We start from the raw sequence: 20,017 nt of genomic DNA, 5'->3' as shown, positions 1-20,017 counted from the left end.
AAATGAATATTTCACCAAACTCTGTAGTAGCGTTAACTTACGAATTGCATACTACTAACGAAGAAGGACAACAAGTTTTTGTAGAAAAAGCTGACGAACAAAATCCTTTAGTATTTTTATATGGCGTTGGCATGATGTTGCCTAAATTTGAAGAGCATTTAACTGGTTTAAAAACTGGTGATGAATATGGCTTCGAGCTATCTGCTGCAGATGGTTATGGTGATATTGATCCGGGAGCTTTTGCTGATCTGCCAAAAACGATGTTTACTGAAGCTGGCGGCGAACTGCCAAATGTTGGTGATGTGATTCCATTGCAAGATAACAATGGTAACCAGTTTAGAGCAGGTGTTACCGCTGTTCACGACGAAACCATTTCAGTAGATTTAAACCACCCAATGGCTGGTAAAAATTTAGTGTTTAGCGGTGTGATTTTAAATGTACGTGAAGCTACTCAGGATGAATTGGCGCATGGTCATGCTCACGGAGCTGATGGTCATTCAGGTCACTAATTAAAAAATATAAACGATTTTAAAGAAGTCAAGTTTTATATAGCCACTTTGCTATGTAAACTTGACTTCTTTCGTTGATATGTGGTACCTTAATCTTGAAAAACCTCTTCTAAAACAAGCTTAAAGCCTGGTATAACCGTTGTGGTTACCTCTTCGCCTTCGGTGAGCAGTTTGGTAGGCTGAAATTTTCCTTTATCATCAAGGATATACCTGAAAAACGTTTTGTGCGTAGGACTTACAATCCAATATTCTTTAACACCTGCTTCTTCGTAAACTTCATATTTATGGATCAGTTCTTTTTTATTGTTGCCCGGGGATAAAATTTCGACAACGATATCTGGTGCGCCAATGCAGCCACGCTGATCCAGTTTAGCCGGATCGCAAATTACTACAATATCGGGTTGTACTACGGTGAAAACTTCTCTGTCATCTACACTTTTCTTGGCTAAACGTACATCAAAAGGAGCAGAATAGACACGACATGGTTTTCCTTTAAGTATATTGTATATAAGAACAAAAATGTTGGCTGAAATTCCCTGGTGAATTCGAGAAGGAGCAGGACTCATTTTGAATAAGTGTCCTTTAATAATTTCTAAGCGTTCCTCAAATTCAAAGCGCATATAATCTGCATAACTGTATTCAGCAGAAAAATCGACCTCGTTAAGGGTTTTAACAGGGGGTAGTTTATCTTCTGCAGGATATGGCTTGATATTTTTCATACAAGGTATTTAACCAAATATACTAAATATCTTAGTTTTTTAAAAATCAATTTTTAACCGCAGTCCGCCATTAGTGAGGTTAAGGTTCTCTTTAGAGAAAGTTTTCATGGGTAACCTTAAAAAAGGCTCGATAGCAATGTTATTCTTTTTGGATATTTTTTGCTTGTAACCCAGAGAGAAATTGTAGAATCCGATATATTTATCAGGATCTATGCTCGCTTCGGGTTGCGGCTCTACCTTCTTTTCTTGTACAATCAAGGTCTTAGAATCTGCATAACCATTTACTGCCGGAGCAGAGAAACTTTGAACCTGATTAACGATATAGCTGTTCTGCTGCGAATTATTTAGAACAGCAAGTGCAGAAACCCCAATATTGGTATAAAGTTTATCACTGATATTGTATTTTAATTCTAAAGGAACATTAATTCCACGCACTTTAGCATCAACTGAAGCCAGATTTTTGCCTGATAAGGTTTGTGGTGCAGAAGCATTTAACGATTCTGTTGTGCTAATAGAGGCATACGAAACACCAGAACTTATTGATAATTTATTGGCGATGGCATACGACAAAGAAAATCCATAATTCATGGTTACCTTACTATCATTACCCATAGCAGGGGCAACATATACATCAGGTTGCCATTTAGAGTTCCCACTCGGTTTATCGGCAGGTTTCTGTTGGTTTGCATAGCTATCCTGAGCAAGCAACTTTTCGAAATTTGTTTGTGTACGGGGTTGAGGTTTTTTATTTTCTGTTAAAATTTCAAATTCTTTTGATTTTATATTTGAAAGATTTATCCCGGAAAGTTTATTATCCAATAAATTGTGGTTAACTGGATTTAATTCTGCTGATGTATTGAAAACTGCATCACCATGTTGTTGTTCCAATATAGGTTTTAAATTTTCTGTAGCTATAATTGATTGATTATCAGCTAAATTTTTTACTGTGGTGCTATGGTTGTTAATCTCATTATTTAAGGATGGCTTAATGTTTTTCGGCGAAATCAGGAGATCTGTATTTCCATGAGCAGGATTTTGGTGTGCCTTAGGTTTAGCGATGGCAAACTCGTTTTTCTGATCTGTATTGTTTTGCGCCAAAAATATACCTCCGAAGATAAAAATTAAGGCAGCAGCAACCCACAAAGGCCAGAAAGCGATGCCTCTTCTCTTATTTTTTTTCTCCGAAAAGCGCTCCCAGGCACCATTAGAATAAACTTCCTCATGGTTTTGGAGTTGCGCCGTAATATGCTCAATTAATTCCTTATCCATTTTTTTCGTATGAATTAACCATGGTATTTAGGTAAAGGGTACGTAACTTATTTTTAGATCGTGTGAGGTAAACACGACTGGAACTTTCGGGAATGTTTAACATCTTCGAAATTTCATCGTGGGCAAAGCCCTCAATTTCATATAAGTTAAATACCAGTCTCTGCGTATCTGGTAAGTGATTTAGTAAACTCAAAATATCATTAACGTGTAGTTCCGAAGCAACCGAAACCTGGGTAGCCGGATGTTCGCTTTCTGCTAAATCATCAACATAAAACTGAACCTTCGAACTCCTGATCTTGTCTATCGCTGTCCGCGAAGCAATCTGGGCAATCCAACCTTTAAACGATCTTTGTAATTCTTCCGGATTCTTTGGTGCTTTGAAGCCACCAACATGTTTGAAAATCTTGATAAAACTATCATTTACAAGCTCTTCACTATCCGAAGTATTCTTGGTATACCTTAAAATTATGCCCATTAAATAGCCGTAAAATGATTTATACATCATTTCTTTACAGCTATTGTCGTTTTTTACACAGCCTTTTAAAATTTCCTCAAAACTGAGTATTTTTTTTATCACCCTTGTAAAGGACTATTTATTAGCGGTTTATCATGATTAATTATTGCAAATTTAAGAAAAATAACACCACCCAATTTTTGGGCGGTGTCAATTTTCGTTTTCACAGGTAGAGTGAATATTTTATTTGTTTGTCATCACAGATAAGCCAAGGCCTGTACTATCGGTTTTGCTTGATAAGCCTTTAGCCCAGATGGTATAAATTTTGCCTTTTTCGATTTTAACGGCTGGCAAGCTAACTTTAACTGTTCCGCCTTGTTTTAATTCAAAAGTGTAGCTGTCATTTGGCGCAATATTGCTAAAAGTAGTGAACTCTTTAAATGCTTTTGCGGTAAATAGTGGTGCATCTGTACCTGCAATTCCCAAATCAAATGGCGAAGAACCCGGACTTAAGTTTACAAAACGAACTTTAGCCTTATCGGTTTCAGGTGCTTTTAAATCATCTTCTAGGATCAAAAGTTTTGTAGATTTTAAGGTATCTACTACGAAAACCGAATAAAATGATCCTGATTTTAAAGTCGCATTAGTGTAGGTTAAGTACTTTAAAGTATCTTTTTTTGCAACACCTACCACTCTGATACCCGGATAAGCTGCATAATAGCCAAGATCTTTAGTATAAGTAAAGCTGTTTATTTTTTGGTTATCCAATATAAAATCAAGCGCAGCCGTTCCTGGTGATGCATGAATAAAGCCAATGCCGGCAGCTTCTATCGGATCATTGTTAAAATCTTTTTTGCAGGCAGTTATGGTTAAAGTTATCGCAAGGAGAGAGAGTATAATTTTTGTCGTAGTGCTAAAATTTTTCAAATCCGTTTTCATTTTAATGTTTTAAATCAATCTTTAAACAAAATTGGTTAATGGCCATTAACGCTTTTTTCTTATAAAACGATTAACGGAATGAAAACGCTACACCTGTGCTGATTTTTTTTATAAAAGAAAAGCCGCATGGTGTTCATGCGGCTTTAAACAATGTTTTAAACGGTAAAATTAAGCGTACATTTCTTCTCTTAATTTGGCAACATCGCTGCTGTTGATGTATTCATCATAAGTCATCAATTTATCGATAGTACCTTTTGGTGTAATTTCGATAATGCGGTTGGCAACGGTTTCTGTTAACTGGTGATCTCGCGAGGTAAATAATATGGCACCCTTAAAATCTTTCATGCCGTTATTCAGTGCCTCGATAGATTCAAGGTCAAGGTGATTGGTTGGCTCATCAAACATTAACAAGTTAGCCTGTTGTAACATCATTCTGGAGAACATACAACGCATTTTCTCACCTCCTGAAAGCACTTTTACGTTTTTAAGTACTTCTTCGCCTGAGAATAACATCCGGCCTAAAAAGCTGCGTACAAATTGTTCATCAGCATCAGTACCAGAGTACTCACGCAACCAATCTACCAGGTTTTCATCTTTACCTGCAAAATACTCAGAATTATCATTCGGAATATCTGCAGTACTAATGGTAACTCCCCATTTAAATTCACCTCTATGGTCGGTATCTCTGCCCGTTAAAACATCATAAAATGCTGCGGTAGCTAAACTGTTCTGAGATAATACGGCAATTTTATCGCCCTTGTTAACCATAAAGGTAACTTTGTCGAACAACACACCATCATTTCCATTTTTACCCAGATTTTCGACCTGTAAAATCTGGTCGCCAGCCTCGCGACCGGTATTATTGAATATAATGGCTGGATATTTTCTGCTCGATGCTTTAATTTCGGTAATATCAATCTTATCTAAAGCTTTTTTACGGGAAGTGGCCTGCTTTGATTTAGATGCATTTGCACTAAACCTGCGGATAAACTCCTGTAACTCCTTCACCTTATCTTCCATTTTTTTGTTCTGGTCGCTACGTTGTTTTAAGGCCAGCTGACTGGATTCGTACCAAAAAGTATAGTTACCGGTGTAGATGCTCATTTTGGCAAAATCGATATCTACGATATGCGTACAAACGGCATCTAAAAAGTGCCTGTCGTGCGATACCACCAAAACAATGTTCTGATAATCGGCCAGGAAGTTTTCTAACCAGGCAATGGTTTCGATATCCAAATCGTTGGTAGGCTCATCCAGTAACAAAATATCCGGATTGCCAAACAGGGCCTGTGCCAGTAACACACGTACTTTTTGTGTGTTATCCAGTTCCTTTAACAATTTATAGTGATTATCTTCAGTTATGCCCAAATTGCTCAACATCGTTGCAGCGTTGCTCTCCATGTTCCAACCATCCATTTCTGCAAAAAGATTTTCAAGCTCTCCGGCACGTTCGCCATCCTTTTCAGAGAAATCTTCTTTCATATAAATGGCATCTTTCTCTTTCATGATGGCATAAAGTTCTTTATGGCCAATCATTACGGTTTCTAATACCGAAAACTCATCAAATTCGTAATGGTTTTGTTTTAAAACGGCCATTCTTTCACCTGGCGTAAAAGCCACACTGCCAGAGGTTTGATTCACTTCTCCTGATAAAATTTTAAGAAAAGTAGATTTACCTGCGCCATTAGCCCCAATTACACCATAGCAGTTGCCCTGGGTAAATTTTAGGTTAACATCTTCAAATAATGTGCGCTTGCCGTACCGTAAAGATAAATTAGAAACTGAAATCATGCTATAATTGAAATAAGCCGCAAAGATAGGGAAAAAGGTTGAGGGTAGGAAGGTGTTTAATTGTTTGATTGTTTTATTGTTGAAAGGTTTGGAGGTTGGAATGTTTAAAGTTGAAATGTGTTTGAATGTGAAAAGTTATAAAGTTTGAAGGATTGGGAAATGAAGGGCTAGGTACTTTGTGGCTCAGGTAGTCCCGTTATCCGCTTTACTGCGTTATACTCCGTGTTCGCTACTACCGGGTTTATTTTACAAAGGGGAGAAGCTTTTGGCTAATGGAAATAAATCTTTTATTACGGAACATTAGTATATTGATTTTAGTAAACTGTTTCAAAGTGGGGGTACGTCATTCTCGCGCATGCGGGAATCTTAATGCAAGCTTTAGATTATTCATAAGTATTCCCTTGTTTCAAAGGCATTCATGAGCACTCCGTGGTTCCCAATCAACCCGATAGCTATCGGGTTGGGAATGACGACCTATCTTAAGGTAATTTGCAGCAAAAAATAGAATTTCTGATAGGGATTTAATCTGTTTCTCTCAAGCAAAAAGCTTATTTTAGCCCTATGCAAAACGATCTCTTGCTCGAAACCATAAAAACCACACTTCAAAAAAGCAAAATAGAAAAATTAGCGGCCATCGCTTCAGAAGATACCTTTTCGGTAAAAGACCTGATCGATTCAAGTTTTTATCATGATGAGCAGATTGGGTTTCGGGCCGCATGGATTTTAGAAAATGTATTTGCTAACCATCAGCAAAGGTTTTTACCCTATGTAATTTATTTTTTGGAGAAATTTCCACAACAAAACAATTTATCGGCATTGAGGCATTATGTTAAAATCCTCGCCCTTATGACCAGGAAAAACGCTTCTATGGAAATCAGGAAAATCCTTGCTGATTATGAAACTGATTGTCTGGTAGAAGTTGTTTTTGCCTGGTTGATTGATGAGAAGATCCCTGTTGCTGTTAAATCACATTGTTTAAACATTTTGGCTAATCTAAATATCAAGCATAATTGGATTAAGGAAGAGTTGTTGCAAACCATGGATTTTTTGGCAGATAAAGAAAGTATTGGATTTTTTGCAAAGGTTAAACAGATCAGGAAACAATTATCAGTTCGCAGTTGACAGTTTTAAGTTGGCAGTTAACAGTTTTCAGTTAGCAATTTTCAGTTGATAGTTTCTTAGTACTCCATCTTTTCTTCAGTTAACGAAAAGTCAAATCTTCGGGTTTTAACCTTAAGCCCTCTACCTTCTGCCTTATACCTTACGTAATCTTTCAGCTTTTAACTATTTTTACAGCATGAGTACAACATACGATATCATCTCAAAAGTTATAAAAGAACGTCGCAGTATTTTCCCTGCAAGCTATATCAAAAAAGAAATTCCGGTTGAGGTAATCAACCAGATTTTAGAAACGGCCAATTATGCACCAACACATAAGTTAACCCAGCCCTGGCGTTTTGTAGTCATCAGAAAAGCTGGACTGGCTAAACTAGGTGAAGAACTTGGTAAACTATATAAAGAGTTGGTTTCCCCTCAACAATTTCTTCAGAAAAAGTACGATAGCTTTGCCGAAAAAACGAGTCAGGCTGATTGTATTATAGCTATCAATATGCAGGTGAGCGGTAAAATACCCGAGTGGGAAGAGTTGGCGGCGGTTTCCTGCGCGGTTCAAAATATGGCTTTAACTGCAAAAAGTTTGCAGGTTGGCGCATACTGGAGCTCTCCACCATTGATTGACAATTTAGGCCATTTCTTAAGTTTGGGTGAAAATGAAAAATGCATCGGCTTATTTTACATGGGCTATCATAATGAAAAACCCTGGACGCCAAACCGCACATCGATGGAAGAGAAGGTGAGGTGGATAGAGGGGTAGTTTTGAGTTGAGAGATAGGAGTTTAGAATCTTAAATCCATAGTCTAAAGTAAAGAGCCTTCATCATCTCCAGTTCGGTAGAAACGATCCATCTAAATTCTCATTATTTAATGTTATGCTAAATCCTCTTGATCATTATTTCGAACAAAAAGATGAACCTGTAAAAAGCTGCCTGCAATATTTAAGGTCACTTTTAATGGGGTATGACGATATTACTGAGCATTGGAAATACGGAATGCCTTTTTATTACCACAAACGAAAAATGTTCTGTTATCTTTGGATCCATAAAAAACTCCATCACCCTTACATTGGTTTGGTTGACGGACATAAAATTGAACACGAAGATCTGTTGCAGGAGAAAAGAGCCCGGATGAAAATTTTTTTGATCAATCATCTCGAAGATATTCCCAAAAAGAAAATCGAATGCATTTTAAACCTGGCTTTTGACCTTCGCAAATAGCTACATTATCCATCAACCACCTTCCATTATCATATATGTCTGCATTAAAATCTAAACTTTATCAGCTTTGCTTAACTTTTATTCAAAACAGGATCGAAAACATTGAATATTCGTTACAACAGGCCCGACAAGCTTCAAACGATGATACAAAAAGCAGCGCAGGTGATAAATATGAAACCACACGCGAAATGATGCAGCAGGAAATGGATCGCAATGGTAAATTGTTATACGAAGCTGGTCAGCAGAAAATTGCTTTACAGCAGATTGAAAATGTAGAATCAGATCGATTGGTTAAAAATGGGAGTTTGGTACTCACTACCGAAGGTAATTTTTACATCAGCATTAGTGCAGGCGAATTAAACACCGATGGACTAAAATTCTTTGCAGTATCGCAGGCTTCGCCAATCGGCAGGTTTTTGATCGGAAAAGTTATCAATGAAAGTTTTAAGTTTAATGGCAAAGATTATATTGTAAAAGAAATACTGTAAAGTTTTTAGTTAGCAATTTGTAGTAAACAGTTCAATACTGAAGTGACAGGCGATTCTATATTTATCGCTGGGGCTGAAAATCTGCGTTTAAATTTGTGTCATCTGCGGGAAACCTTTTTTCATATTTATTTCTGCTGATTTAAGGTGATTATCGCAGAAGCAGTTTTCGGGTTGTAGTTTACAGTTAACTGATCAACCATTATCTATATATCAACTGTAAACTGATCACGGCCAATTGGTAACTATTTAATTCCCATCCGTTGCGCAAAAGCCGGCACCAAATAAGTCTTTAAATCCGAATAAGGAATAAACACTACAATTTGCCCTTGAGCGTAACTTGCTACTTCGTATGGGTTATACATAAAAGCGATGCCGTTCGTATTGAAATAAAAGTTATTATTCGGCTTTATAAAATCATCAAAAAGTACGGTGCTTAAAGCATCATTAGCCTTAATGTTGTATTCTTTACGAAGATTACGTTCTAAAATGCCCTGTAAAGTATTCGAATCGATTTTAACAATGTCGCTCAACACCATTTGTGTTTTGTTTTTTACATCTAAACAAAACATCGTGCTGCTGTAATTGCCATGTGCGCCACCAGTATAAGCGTCAGCCAGGAAATCGATAACTACATAACCATTATCATTATAACTAACCGATTGCTGGCTATTGTTAGTGTAATTCATCCAGGCCTCAAAATCGTCGCCACGGCCATTTTTTGATTGTTCGGCAACCTGCAATTTATAATCTTTAAAATAGTCAGCAGCAATATTTTTAAAACCAGTTGAGCGTTCAACCTGCGATTTTATTCCTAATATCTTTTTAAGTTCGGTATTTAACCAATTGCCATATTCATCTGTATTTTTACTTTCGAGATATTCAAAGCTGATCTGTGCCGCGGGTGATTTGGCGCGATTGGCAAAAGCTTTAACTGAATCTTCGTAAATGCCTGCATTGAAGTGATAACTTCCATCTGCATATTTTTCTGTCAGGGCAATTGGGTATTTTTTGGTTTTATCACCACTTTCCCAAATGCCGTCAAAACCATTTCCATTCCATTTTAATTTTAAATGTGGCGATTTTGAATCCTGTGTAAAATATGATTCATAAAAACTATACTCAGCAAGTACAATGCTGTCTTTCCCGATTAACGTGTCGGTTGAGAGGTTAAGCCATGATCCATCGTAATAATAAGAACCGCTCACATCATCATCCACTCTTTGCAAATGCATGACAACCTTTTTGCCTGCTATGCTACCTTCTAAGCGTTTATAGAAATTTTCGGCCAGCCCGGCTTTTACATTAGCTGTACTATCTGTAGTATCAGCGTTGTTGGTTCCGTTTTTTGGACTGTTACAGGCTGATATTATGGCTAATCCAAAAAGGCAAATAAGAAAAGAATACTTCATAGGGCAGTAGATACAGGGGGTTATTGTTGAAAAGTTGTAATGTTGGAGTTAACTTTCTACCTGCATACATTTCAACTTTCAATTTTAAATAATTAACCCCTCTGCTAAGATTTTGTTTTATTAAAACTCTTATTGATGCTGTAATATAAGTTTTTTGCCGTATATCTTCCCGGATCAATTATTCTTCTGATGGTATAAAGCGGGTAGTTTTCATCTCTAGAAGTAGACAGGATAAATGCAGCCTTAAAGCCATGTTCTTTTAATTTATGTAATGTAGATGCCTTTGAAACGCCGTAAGGGAATGCGAAATATTCTACTTTCTTACCTGTTATTTCTTCCAGTTTTTTTGTCGGCTCGTCAATTTGAGTGGTCCAGTCGGCATCGGTAAACTGTGCAAAGTTTTTATGATCATAGGTATGGCTGGCGATGGTATTTCCTTCATCAGCTAATTGTTTAATCTGCGCTTTAGTCATGTAACCAATGCGCCCTTTTTTACCGATTGATACCGTCATGATAAAATAAACCCCTTTAAAACCGTACTTTTTCAATGTGGTGTTCCCAATGGTGAATTGGTCTTCATCCGTATCATCAAAAGTGATCATAATTGGTTTTTCGGGTAATTTAGCACCATAAACCAGGTAATTGTACAACTGATCGGGCAAAATAGAGTGGTAACCACTATCGGCCAGCATTTTTATATGCTGCTTAAATTTATCAGGAGCAATAATGTCATCATGTGCTCTTTTACTATCACCGGCAATATTGTTTCTAATTTGGTGGTAACACAGAACGGGTACTTCTCTGCGAGCCAGGATGGTTTTGTTATCGGCAGGTTTGGTATTTATAGAATCTGTTTTAACCGTTTCGGTAGTACTTGTAACCGGAGTTTTCTCTTTTTGTTTGTTGCCTGAGCAGGCCAACGAAAATAACCCCAAAAATAGAATTGATAAAAGGGGACAGGCAGCTGTTTTTAGATGTTTACTCAACGTTTTTTTAATTATTTGATCAAAGATACAGCGTTTTCAGAAAGGATAAAAAAAGAAAATCCCGACGCTTGCCGGGATTATTTTATTTAAAAGCTATTTTTTATGCTGTTGCTTAAAGTTTTAGGTGACCAGTACCCGCTGGCAATAATCCTACGGATGGTAAATAACGGATCTTTTTCATCACGCTTGGTCGAGAGTTGGTAAGCCATTCTAAAACCACGTTTTTTAAGCTCAGGGATGCCTTCTGCATTCCATAAACCGAATGGATAAGCAAATTCGGTCATTTTTTTGCCGGTAATTTCTTCCAGTTTTTTGGTTGGTTTGTCTAGTTGTTCTTCCCAATCCTTACCGGCATATTTTTTAAAGTTTTTATGGTCGTAAGTGTGGCTGCCGATCACATTTCCTTCGTCTGAAAGTTGTTTAATCTGTTCTTTTGTCATGTAATCCACAAACTTGCCTTTTCTACCTATCGAAACGGTCATGATAAAATAAACGGCTTTATAGCCCAGTTTTTCTAAAGTTGGGCGTACAATGGTAAACTGATCCATGTCAGTATCATCAAAAGTTAACATAATTGGTTTACTCGGTAGGGCAGCACCAGTATTTAAGTAAGCATAAAGCTGATCTGGTAAAATAGTATGATAACCGCTATCGGCCAGCATCTTCATCTGGTCTTTAAAGTTCTGGATTTCTACAATATAGTCTTTACCGACCTTACCGTCAGTTGGTTTCCAGTTTCTTACCTGGTGGTAACACAAAATTGGCACTTGTTTTCTGGCTAAAATGGTTTTAGCATCAGCAACTTTAATTTTCGAAACGTCAACCGGTGTTCCGGTACCTGCTGCAGTTTTGGTGCTTTGTGCAGCAGAATCTTTATTGGCAGAGTTTTCTGTCTGAGATTTAGATTGGCAGCTGGCAAATAAGATTACTCCGGCTGTTATTAAGGTTAAAAAGCTGTATTTCATTGTTAGTATATATAGCTACAAAACTATAAAATCCCTTAATTATTTATCCATCAAAATAAATTGTGTTAATAATTAATTTTAGTTGTGCGAAATTATACTAGCTATCGCATTTATTACATATCAAGCCTGCTTAATATCCTTTAATTAAATAATTTAGCAGCTCAAACAAATTTTGATGAATAAACTTTATAAACTCCTGCTGGGCGCGCAGTTTTTATCCTTAACTGTTGCTGCACAAAATAAAACATTTACCATCACCGAAAATATTCAGCCACGGCCTAAAGCAAACTATCAACTTGCATCGCGTTTTTCGCCAAATAAGTTGAAAAAAATGGTTTATTCTACTGCAGTAGACCCACACTGGCTAAAATTGAGCAACCGCTTCTGGTACACTTTCGAAAGTCCAAAAGGAAAATTTTGGTACCTTGTAGATCCTGCATCAAAAAGCAAAAAACTGATGTTTGATAATGCTAAACTGGCAGCAGATATCACCCTTATTGTTCGGGATCCATTTGATGCGGAACATTTACCTCTCGAAAACTTAAAATTTGCAGCCGACGAAAAAAGTATTTCTTTCGAAATCAAAAGCACTGTTGATGAGCTAAAAAAAGATAGGAAAGATAAAAAAGCAGCAGATTCTATGCAGAAGAAAATATTTTCTTTCAAATACGAACTGGCAAATGCAAAATTAACTGAAGTGCCTAATTTCAGTAAGCCAAAGCCTAAACCATCATGGGGATCTGTAGCACCAGATTCTTCAGCCATCATCTTCTCCCGTAATTACAATCTGTATTGGATGGATAAAGACAACTACAAAAAAGCAGTTAAGAATGAAGATGATAGTACTATTGTAGAGCATCAGCTCACTAAAGATGGGGTTAAATTCTATTCATACGGAAGTGATGGCGATGGAGAGAACAATGTGGAGAACGAAAAAAACAATAAAAAACGCCGGGGTGCTTATGTGCTCTGGTCGCCGAATTCGAAATATTTTGTGTTAGACAGAACCGATTCGCGCAAGGTTAAAGATCTTTGGGTAATTAATAGTGTTACACCGGGTCGTCCAACCTTAGAAACCTATAAATACCAAATGCCGGGAGAGGCCGAAGCCCCTCAGGATGAAATTTTGTTGTTCGATTTTCCTGCAAAATCTTCTAAAAAATTAAATGTTGCTGCATTTAAAGATCAAAGCGTTTCAGTATGGGGCAAACCCTCATTAAATAAAGACCGTGATAACGAATTCCGTCCATCTATTTGGTTGGGTAACGATAGCAGGTTCTATTTTTCGCGTACCAGTCGCGATTTAAAACGTATCGACATTGGTACTGTTGATATTGCTACAGGTAAGGTTACGCCTTTAATAGACGAACGCTTTAATACTTATGTTGAAGTTAACCGCCCGGGTTTGGTTAACGATGGTAAAGAGTTAATTCATTGGAGTGAGCGCGATGGCTGGGCACATTTTTATCTTTTTGACGAAAACGGGAAGCTGAAGAACCAGATTACCAAAGGCGCTTTCCACTGTGAGAGTATTGTAAATATTGATGAGAAAAAACGTATCCTTTATTTTACGGCAAATGGTAGGGAGGGCAAAGAAGATCCTTATTATTTACATCTGTACAGTATTAATTTCGATGGTTCGAACATGAAACTGTTAAATGCCGGCGATTTTGATCATCTGGCGAATATGAATGATAACAATACTTTTTTTGTTGATAATTATTCGAGAGTAAATACCGCACCAAAAGCTACACTTTATGATGGAACAGGCAAAAAAGTAATGGATCTGGAAACAACAGATCTTTCATTACTGATGGCAGCAGGTTACAAATTCCCGGAGCCTTTCAAAGTAAAAGCAGATGATGGAATAACTGATTTGTATGGCGTAATGTATAAACCTTTTGATTTCGATCCCAATAAAAAGTATCCGATTATTGAGTATGTTTACCCAGGGCCACAAACCGAGGCTGTAAACAAAGCTTTCAGCAAAAGCATGGATCGTACCGAACGTTTAGCCCAATTTGGTTACATCGTTATCACGGTAGGTAACAGAGGAGGAAATCCTTCACGTTCTAAATGGTACCATACTTATGGTTACGGCAATCTGCGCGACTATGGTTTAGCTGACAAAAAAACTGCTATTGAACAACTGGCCGCCAAATATTCGTACATAGACGAGTCTAAGGTGGGCATTACCGGTCACTCTGGTGGTGGTTTTATGTCTACAGCGGCCATGTTGGTTTACCCTGATTTCTTTAAAGCTGCAGTTTCAAATGCCGGAAACCATGATAATAGTATTTACAACCGCTGGTGGAGCGAAAAACATCATGGGGTAAAAGAAACAATCTCTTTAAAAGGCGATACTTCATTTAAATACAGTATCGATAAAAATCCTGATTTAGCAAAAAATCTGAAAGGCCATTTATTACTGATGCACGGTGATGTAGATAACAATGTGCATCCGGCAAATTCTATCCGTGTAGCCAATGCACTAATGAAAGCGGGTAAACGTTTCGATTTTTTGATTATTCCAGGTCAGCGCCATGGTTTTGGTGATATGACAGAGTATGCTTTCTGGAAACTGGCTGATCATTTTAACAAATATTTAATCGGCGATTTTTCTGAACCGGGCGATGTTGACCTGGTAGAAATGGACAGAGATATTGAGCAGAACGGAAAATAGTTTTTAATACAAGAGTTATTGCTATGGCCTGTGGAAACGCAGGCCATTTTTTATAACGATAAGTCGTCATTGCGAAGCTAATTTTTCACTAGCTGTGGCAATCTACGTAGTAAGTATTTGTTTTACTGTTAGATAGTTTTTTGGAAAGCAGGACCAGGTAGTTCTTCGGTTATTTCAGTCCTGCTATTGCCTATAGTCCCGATTTGAATTTTCTTAAATACAATATTGGTTTAAATCGGGAGCTATCTGGTGCTATCAGGTTTAGGCACGAAGTAGGTGCTCATGCAACCTCAAAAATGGAATGCTGCATTGGTCACCTAGCCCCGGTAGAAGTGTTAGCCTGCAGCAACGAGGCACGAGGCAGCGAAGCGTATAAGCGAAAAACGGGGTGAGGCCGGATGTTATGCACAGGTATTGCGCTCCGAAAAACTCGCTACTGCTGCATAAGCCTTCATCAGGTGTGGCAATCTATCTAATTAGTGTTACTGTTAGATGGCTTTTTGAGAAAGCAAGCTCCGGTAGTTCTTCGGTTATTTCAGTCCTGCTATTGCCTATAGTCCCGATTTGAATTTTCTTAAATACAATATTGGTTTAAATCGGGAGCTATTTGGCGCTAATCAGGTTTAGAAACAAAGTAGGTGCTCATGCAACCTCAAAAATGGAATGCTGCATTGGCCACCTAGCCCCGGTTGAAGTGTTACCCTGCAGCAACGAGGCACGAGGCAGCGAAGCGTATAAACGTAAAACGGGACAAGCGAAATGTTTTGCATAGGTATTGCGCTCCAAAAAAACACGGCACTGCTGAGACTAATACTAATAGCCATGGTAATCTCATGGTTGGTGCTGTTGTCGGTATAGATAGCTCTTGGAAGTATGCTTTACGCACTTCATACGAGCGAAACAATTAAAGGACATGACTGTTGTTTTATTATGAATTATAAAAGCACAATTTTGGCAGCATTTCTCTTAGTTGGAGGGATTGCCAGTAGCAGCGCTCAAGATATAGATCAAAAAGATGTTCCATCTGTTATTAAAGCGGCATTTAATAAAGCTTATCCGAAAGCAACGGATGTAGACTGGGAAAAGAAAGGCGAAAATTATGAGGTCGATTTTAATATAGGAAAAGTTGATCATAAAGCTACTTATGCGGCTTCGGGTAAAACACTTTCTTTCGAAAAAGATATTCCAAATGCCCAATTGCCAGCAGTAATTGCTAAAAATATTAAAGCAAAATACCCAAAGGGTAGGATCGATGATGTAGATTGGATTAATACTGCCGGAAAAATAACCTATAAAATCGATATCGAAGGTATACCGGATGTAAATGTTTGGTACGACGCAGTTGGAAAGTTTATCAAAGAGGTAGCAGATTAAATTTTTAAAAACATGATTGTTTATGATTTTTCTCCTCATAAACCATTTTGTTTTATTTAACCACAGATAAAAAGGATGAACACAGATTCAATCCGCGTTTATCTGTGTCCATCTGTGGACAATAAACAAAAAAGCCCCGAATTTTCGGGGCTTCTGATCTGTTAAGGTAATCCGTTAAGGGTTTTTATTTGTAAAGGTAATTTACAGCAATTACATCATTTGCATTGAAAGTGCGGTTGCCGCCGTTAGAACAGGCTAACATGAATGAAGCTGCATCAGGATTAGAAGGTGTTCCTAGTATTCTTACAGCGCCAACATTTGATGCGCCTTCATTGCCTGCACCACTTGCACCACAGCTAAAAGCGCGGTTCATATAATCTGTATGACGGAAACCAATGCAATGGCCAACTTCATGCTGAATTACTGAAGCCAGGTAGAGTAGATTAGGATTGGAACCATAGGCAGCTGAATTGGTGTTCATTCTGATCTGATTAAAAGGCTGACCTGACGAAGTAGGGAAACCAGCAGAGCCTAAAGTTATAAAACCGCCGCTCGGACCTTCGTTAAAACCTACCACATTAATGTTTCCGGTTGTTCCGGCACTAGCCCTTTGGAAAGTAATACGTAAGCCCAGGGAGTTGTATCTCGAAATCATGGTGTTTACCGCATCGCTATATACCTGAGGCAAATTGGTTACCGATACTGTAATTACCCGTGGTAACGATTTAACAATATTTGTGGTTCGGTATTGTTCAGTTTCGGCTATGTTTAAATTTGCACCAGTAGAAGGTTCAGCTAAATTGTCGTCAGTTAAAAGAATATCGCCTTCTACCAGATAACCTTCATCTGTCTTGCGGATATTATCGGTACTGAAGCCTAAGGATTTGATCTGTGATAACTTGTCTGCTGAGATTTCAGTCTTACTTTCTACTGCATTTTCTGTATTATTACTTTTACAAGAGTATAGGTTAGTGAGTAAAAGGCATGCTGCTGCAATCGATAAAAAATTAGTTGTTTTCATCTTAGTTAGAATTAAATTAGTTTAGGTTGAATAAGTTAGTTAATAATGTTTGTGGATTACCTTATAAATCCTAATTTAGGGAAGATAAACCATGTAAACAAAATTTTATAATAAAATAATTATTGAAAGTCACTACTGTATTTTTAGTTTTATATTTTTGTCTGTCTGTACTTAGTTTAAACGCACAGATACAACCTGGTGGAATAGATAAAAAAAATGAAAAATATATTTCAAGAACAGGTAACGCTTTAAAGTTAGGGAGCGATCAGTCTGTTTTGGTCAGGTTCAACCGTACCTTAACAGCGGCCGAAATTCAATTGTTGAAACCTCAAAAAAGTCTTTCAGGTGATTATTTTATTGTCGAAAAATCGAATATTGCTAACTTTTCAAACAATATAATTTACCAGGAACAAGCCAACAGACTTTGGAAGGTTAGTGATAGATTGATGAAAGTGCTGAGTAAAAGCAATAAAAGGAACGATTCTATCCTGGTCCGGCTAGCCGTCAAAAATATAAATGCGTTACCCAGGGTTATTGCAAGTTTAAAGATAAAATCAACTGATAATGTAAATCAAATTTGTACTGTTTACCTATCATCAAGCGATTTAATGCTGTTGTTGGAGCTTAATGATATCTTATACGCCGATATTTTGCCTGTCGCTAAAGAGGAGGTGGTTATAAATGGGCTCGACCTGGCTTTAAACCAAATTTCTAACGCCCGAAATCTTTTTCCCGGCATTGATGGTTCGGGTATAAATGTTTCTTTTAAAGAAGGAATGTATGATGCTGCCGATCTTGATTTATTAGGCAAAACGGTTACCGGAGCCACTATTGGCAAAATGCCAACCACTCATGCTACCGATATGGCAACTTTAGCTTTAGGAAATGGTAATTCCTTTATCCGCGGTTTAGGCGCGGCACCAAAGGCCAAACTTGCCTATTCTGATTTCACTAACCTGATGCCCGATCTGATTACTGATTTAAATAAACTTCAGGTTAGCGTTCAAAATCATTCTTATGGTACCGATATCGATAATGATTACGGAATAGAGGCTGCGGCATACGATAAACAGATCTTCGAAACCGATACTTTGATCCATATTTTTTCTGCTGGAAATAAAGGAACAACCACACCTTCAGTAGGATTTTATCAAGGTATTACTGCCCGTGCCAATTTAACAGGTAATTTTAAGCAGGCGAAAAATCTATTGGTGATAGGAGGGATCAACAGAGAAAATATTTCTGAAAATTTGAGCAGTAAAGGTCCTGCGTACGATGGGCGTGTAAAGCCAGAACTTGTTGCATTGGGCGAAGACGGAACATCAGGCGCTGCAGCGATTACTAGTGGATCGATTGCTTTGTTGGAACAATTTTATCGGCAGAAATATAAAAAAGGAGCATCCGCATCACTGGTCAGGGCAACAGTGATTAATTCTGCCGATGATTTAGGCACACCGCAGGTTGACTTTGTGTACGGTTATGGAAAACTGAATGTAGCCCAATCGTTAAAAACTTTAGATGAAAATAGGGTGTCATTATATGAAGTGGCCAAAAATCAGGACTTGCCTGTTTCTTTGGCTATTCCGGCTAATGTAGCTGAATTGAAACTGACTATTGCATGGAATGATCCTCCTGCTGTTGTAAATGCAGCACAAAGTTTAGTTAATGGATTAGATTTAAGTCTCGAAACTCCCACAGGGAGCCAAATCCTGCCTTGGGTATTAAGCAGTTTTCCTCATTTAGATTCCCTTTCAAAACCAGCAGTGCGTAAGGCAGACCTTATCAATAATGTTCAGCAGATTACCCTTGATAATCCACCTACAGGTGCTTATACTATTCATGTCAAAGGTAATAGGATTAAACAAGGTAATAACCAGCCTTTCGCACTGGCTTATCGTTACATATTCAAAAACACTTTTTCCTTTATCTGTCCCGGAAAAAACGAATACTTTTTTGCCAATGAAGATAACTATATCCGTTGGGAGAATACCTATACAAGCAAAACGGGAAACTTGCTGGTGAGTTATGATGGAGGTACTACATGGAAATCAATTGCTTCTGGCGTCGATTTAAGTAAAGGTTTTTACCATTGGAATCCACCAGATCTGTTTGTTAAAGCAATGGTAAAAATGGAAGTGGAAGGAAATGTGATATTGAGCCAGCCGTTTGTTATTTCCAGTCCCAGGATATTAAGCGTTGGCTATTTTTGTAAAGATGGAGTGGCGCTTAACTGGAACCCGCAACCGGGTGCAAAAGACTATACTTTGTACAATATTGTAGATAATATTCTTTCTCCCGTGTTAACCCTTGCTGATACCATAGTTAAGCTTGATACAAACAAGATTAATAGCAAATATTTTGCTGTGGCTGCAAACGGCATAGATTTTACGGGTTTAAAAAGTTATACGATCGATTATACACAGCAGGGAATTGCCTGTTATGTGAGAAATTTATTTGCATCAGTGACCGATGATCAGCGGATAAGAATTGACCTGAGTATAGGCAGTACTTTGGATTTAAAGAACATCATTTGGGAAAAACTGACAGGTCCAAATACTTTTAGTGTTTTACAGCAAACCAAACCCATTTCAAATCAGCTAAATTATACCAGTTTTGATGATAAGCCTAAAGCTGGAATCCAGTTTTATCGTGTTACTTTCGAAACGGCCAACGGTCAGATACAGAGCGATATGGTATCGGTGGTTTTCCTGAAGGAGAATGAATTTTCTTTTTTTCCTAACCCTGTAGCTGATTATTTAACCATTATTAGCGGATCATTTGAAGATTATAGCCTGTCTATTTTTAATATATTAGGACAGAAAGTTTTTGAAGAAAAAGCCACAAGTTCAAATAAATTTGCACTTAATGCTTTATCTACAGGGGTGTATGTAGGAGTAATTAATAAAAATGGGCAGCAGTTAAAGAAATTTAAGTTGATTAAGAAATAACGCTAACTATACATGTTTTGTGTAAATCTTTGTGGTTAGCGGGAGGCGTATGTTTGTTCCCGCAGATTTAAGATGATAAACGCTGAAATTTAGAATTAAGGATGCTTAAAGTTTAGTCTGCGTAAATCTG

At 37.6% G+C, this 20,017-nt stretch carries 17 protein-coding genes; 8 read left to right on the top strand and 9 right to left on the bottom strand.

The window, feature by feature from the left end; translation table 11 throughout:
• Positions 1 to 2: 2 nt before the first annotated feature.
• A complete protein-coding gene (locus tag FFJ24_RS13410; protein ID WP_057933416.1) occupies positions 3 to 509 on the top strand; it encodes a peptidylprolyl isomerase in 507 nt (168 codons plus the stop codon).
• Between the two features lie 89 nt (positions 510 to 598).
• Here FFJ24_RS13410 and FFJ24_RS13405 read toward each other — a convergent pair whose 3' ends face one another.
• The 5 genes from FFJ24_RS13405 to FFJ24_RS13385 all read right to left on the bottom strand — a co-directional run bounded on the left by FFJ24_RS13405 (position 599) and on the right by FFJ24_RS13385 (position 5,681).
• Positions 599 to 1,228 carry a Uma2 family endonuclease gene (locus FFJ24_RS13405; protein ID WP_138821970.1) on the bottom strand — a complete coding sequence of 210 codons (630 nt, stop codon included), beginning with the start codon at positions 1,226 to 1,228 and terminating at the stop codon, positions 599 to 601.
• A 39-nt stretch (positions 1,229 to 1,267) separates the two neighbouring features.
• Positions 1,268 to 2,497, bottom strand: a complete 1,230-nt coding sequence (locus tag FFJ24_RS13400; RefSeq protein ID WP_138821969.1) for an outer membrane beta-barrel protein — start codon at positions 2,495 to 2,497, stop codon at positions 1,268 to 1,270.
• Positions 2,490 to 3,074 (bottom strand): RNA polymerase sigma factor, encoded by a 585-nt coding sequence (locus FFJ24_RS13395; protein WP_138821968.1) that lies wholly within the window; start codon positions 3,072 to 3,074, stop codon positions 2,490 to 2,492. The genes FFJ24_RS13400 and FFJ24_RS13395 overlap by 8 nt, the downstream gene beginning before the upstream one ends.
• 120 nt (positions 3,075 to 3,194) lie before the next feature.
• Positions 3,195 to 3,890 carry a DUF4397 domain-containing protein gene (locus FFJ24_RS13390; RefSeq protein WP_138821967.1) on the bottom strand — a complete coding sequence of 232 codons (696 nt, stop codon included), beginning with the start codon at positions 3,888 to 3,890 and terminating at the stop codon, positions 3,195 to 3,197.
• 168 nt (positions 3,891 to 4,058) lie between these two features.
• A complete protein-coding gene (locus FFJ24_RS13385; protein ID WP_138821966.1) occupies positions 4,059 to 5,681 on the bottom strand; it encodes an ABC-F family ATP-binding cassette domain-containing protein in 1,623 nt (540 codons plus the stop codon).
• Between the two features lie 561 nt (positions 5,682 to 6,242).
• Between FFJ24_RS13385 and FFJ24_RS13380 the strand changes: the two genes are divergently transcribed.
• The 4 genes from FFJ24_RS13380 (at position 6,243) to FFJ24_RS13365 (ending at position 8,501) form a co-directional block, all read left to right on the top strand.
• Positions 6,243 to 6,803: a hypothetical protein gene (locus tag FFJ24_RS13380; RefSeq protein WP_138821965.1), complete on the top strand. Its 561-nt coding sequence runs from the start codon at positions 6,243 to 6,245 to the stop codon at positions 6,801 to 6,803.
• Between the two features lie 175 nt (positions 6,804 to 6,978).
• Positions 6,979 to 7,554 (top strand): nitroreductase, encoded by a 576-nt coding sequence (locus FFJ24_RS13375; RefSeq protein WP_138821964.1) that lies wholly within the window; start codon positions 6,979 to 6,981, stop codon positions 7,552 to 7,554.
• Between the two features lie 114 nt (positions 7,555 to 7,668).
• Entirely contained in the window at positions 7,669 to 8,013 is a 345-nt protein-coding gene (locus tag FFJ24_RS13370; protein ID WP_138821963.1) for a DUF1801 domain-containing protein, read from the top strand.
• Positions 8,014 to 8,048: 35 nt separating this feature from the next.
• Positions 8,049 to 8,501 carry a 3-oxoacyl-ACP synthase gene (locus FFJ24_RS13365; protein WP_138821962.1) on the top strand — a complete coding sequence of 151 codons (453 nt, stop codon included), beginning with the start codon at positions 8,049 to 8,051 and terminating at the stop codon, positions 8,499 to 8,501.
• Between the two features lie 242 nt (positions 8,502 to 8,743).
• Here FFJ24_RS13365 and FFJ24_RS13360 read toward each other — a convergent pair whose 3' ends face one another.
• The 3 genes from FFJ24_RS13360 to FFJ24_RS13350 form a co-directional block, all read right to left on the bottom strand.
• Positions 8,744 to 9,910, bottom strand: a complete 1,167-nt coding sequence (locus FFJ24_RS13360; RefSeq protein ID WP_138821961.1) for a DUF3298 and DUF4163 domain-containing protein — start codon at positions 9,908 to 9,910, stop codon at positions 8,744 to 8,746.
• Between the two features lie 104 nt (positions 9,911 to 10,014).
• A complete protein-coding gene (locus FFJ24_RS13355; RefSeq protein ID WP_138821960.1) occupies positions 10,015 to 10,896 on the bottom strand; it encodes a polysaccharide deacetylase family protein in 882 nt (293 codons plus the stop codon).
• 86 nt (positions 10,897 to 10,982) lie between these two features.
• A complete protein-coding gene (locus tag FFJ24_RS13350) occupies positions 10,983 to 11,861 on the bottom strand; it encodes a polysaccharide deacetylase family protein (RefSeq protein WP_138821959.1) in 879 nt (292 codons plus the stop codon).
• Positions 11,862 to 12,036: 175 nt separating this feature from the next.
• Here FFJ24_RS13350 and FFJ24_RS13345 point away from each other — a divergent pair, with 175 nt between their 5' ends.
• Both FFJ24_RS13345 and FFJ24_RS13340 read left to right on the top strand, forming a co-directional pair.
• A complete protein-coding gene (locus FFJ24_RS13345; protein WP_138821958.1) occupies positions 12,037 to 14,544 on the top strand; it encodes a DPP IV N-terminal domain-containing protein in 2,508 nt (835 codons plus the stop codon).
• Positions 14,545 to 15,495: 951 nt separating this feature from the next.
• Positions 15,496 to 15,918 (top strand): PepSY-like domain-containing protein, encoded by a 423-nt coding sequence (locus FFJ24_RS13340; RefSeq protein ID WP_168202476.1) that lies wholly within the window; start codon positions 15,496 to 15,498, stop codon positions 15,916 to 15,918.
• A gap of 184 nt (positions 15,919 to 16,102) precedes the next feature.
• Here the strand turns inward: FFJ24_RS13340 and FFJ24_RS13335 are convergent, their stop codons facing one another.
• Positions 16,103 to 16,939, bottom strand: coding sequence for a M57 family metalloprotease (locus tag FFJ24_RS13335; RefSeq protein WP_138821956.1), 837 nt, complete (start codon positions 16,937 to 16,939; stop codon positions 16,103 to 16,105).
• Positions 16,940 to 17,061: 122 nt separating this feature from the next.
• Between FFJ24_RS13335 and FFJ24_RS13330 the strand changes: the two genes are divergently transcribed.
• Positions 17,062 to 19,887: a S8 family peptidase gene (locus FFJ24_RS13330; RefSeq protein ID WP_138821955.1), complete on the top strand. Its 2,826-nt coding sequence runs from the start codon at positions 17,062 to 17,064 to the stop codon at positions 19,885 to 19,887.
• Positions 19,888 to 20,017 lie beyond the last annotated feature (130 nt).

The sequence above is a fragment of the Pedobacter sp. KBS0701 genome, assembly GCF_005938645.2.
In the GTDB taxonomy this organism is placed as follows: Bacteria; Bacteroidota; Bacteroidia; order Sphingobacteriales; family Sphingobacteriaceae; genus Pedobacter.
This window is presented reverse-complemented; position numbering and strand designations above follow the sequence as displayed.

What these genes read in the sequence shown, in the direction of transcription:
- FFJ24_RS13410 (WP_057933416.1), top strand. Translation starts at nt 3, where the DNA reads ATGAATATTTCACCAAACTCTGTAGTAGCGTTAACTTACGAATTGCAT.
- FFJ24_RS13405 (WP_138821970.1), bottom strand. Translation starts at nt 1,228, where the DNA reads ATGAAAAATATCAAGCCATATCCTGCAGAAGATAAACTACCCCCTGTT.
- FFJ24_RS13400 (WP_138821969.1), bottom strand. Translation starts at nt 2,497, where the DNA reads ATGGATAAGGAATTAATTGAGCATATTACGGCGCAACTCCAAAACCAT.
- FFJ24_RS13390 (WP_138821967.1), bottom strand. Translation starts at nt 3,890, where the DNA reads ATGAAAACGGATTTGAAAAATTTTAGCACTACGACAAAAATTATACTC.
- FFJ24_RS13385 (WP_138821966.1), bottom strand. Translation starts at nt 5,681, where the DNA reads ATGATTTCAGTTTCTAATTTATCTTTACGGTACGGCAAGCGCACATTA.
- FFJ24_RS13380 (WP_138821965.1), top strand. Translation starts at nt 6,243, where the DNA reads ATGCAAAACGATCTCTTGCTCGAAACCATAAAAACCACACTTCAAAAA.
- FFJ24_RS13375 (WP_138821964.1), top strand. Translation starts at nt 6,979, where the DNA reads ATGAGTACAACATACGATATCATCTCAAAAGTTATAAAAGAACGTCGC.
- FFJ24_RS13370 (WP_138821963.1), top strand. Translation starts at nt 7,669, where the DNA reads ATGCTAAATCCTCTTGATCATTATTTCGAACAAAAAGATGAACCTGTA.
- FFJ24_RS13365 (WP_138821962.1), top strand. Translation starts at nt 8,049, where the DNA reads ATGTCTGCATTAAAATCTAAACTTTATCAGCTTTGCTTAACTTTTATT.
- FFJ24_RS13360 (WP_138821961.1), bottom strand. Translation starts at nt 9,910, where the DNA reads ATGAAGTATTCTTTTCTTATTTGCCTTTTTGGATTAGCCATAATATCA.
- FFJ24_RS13350 (WP_138821959.1), bottom strand. Translation starts at nt 11,861, where the DNA reads ATGAAATACAGCTTTTTAACCTTAATAACAGCCGGAGTAATCTTATTT.
- FFJ24_RS13345 (WP_138821958.1), top strand. Translation starts at nt 12,037, where the DNA reads ATGAATAAACTTTATAAACTCCTGCTGGGCGCGCAGTTTTTATCCTTA.
- FFJ24_RS13335 (WP_138821956.1), bottom strand. Translation starts at nt 16,939, where the DNA reads ATGAAAACAACTAATTTTTTATCGATTGCAGCAGCATGCCTTTTACTC.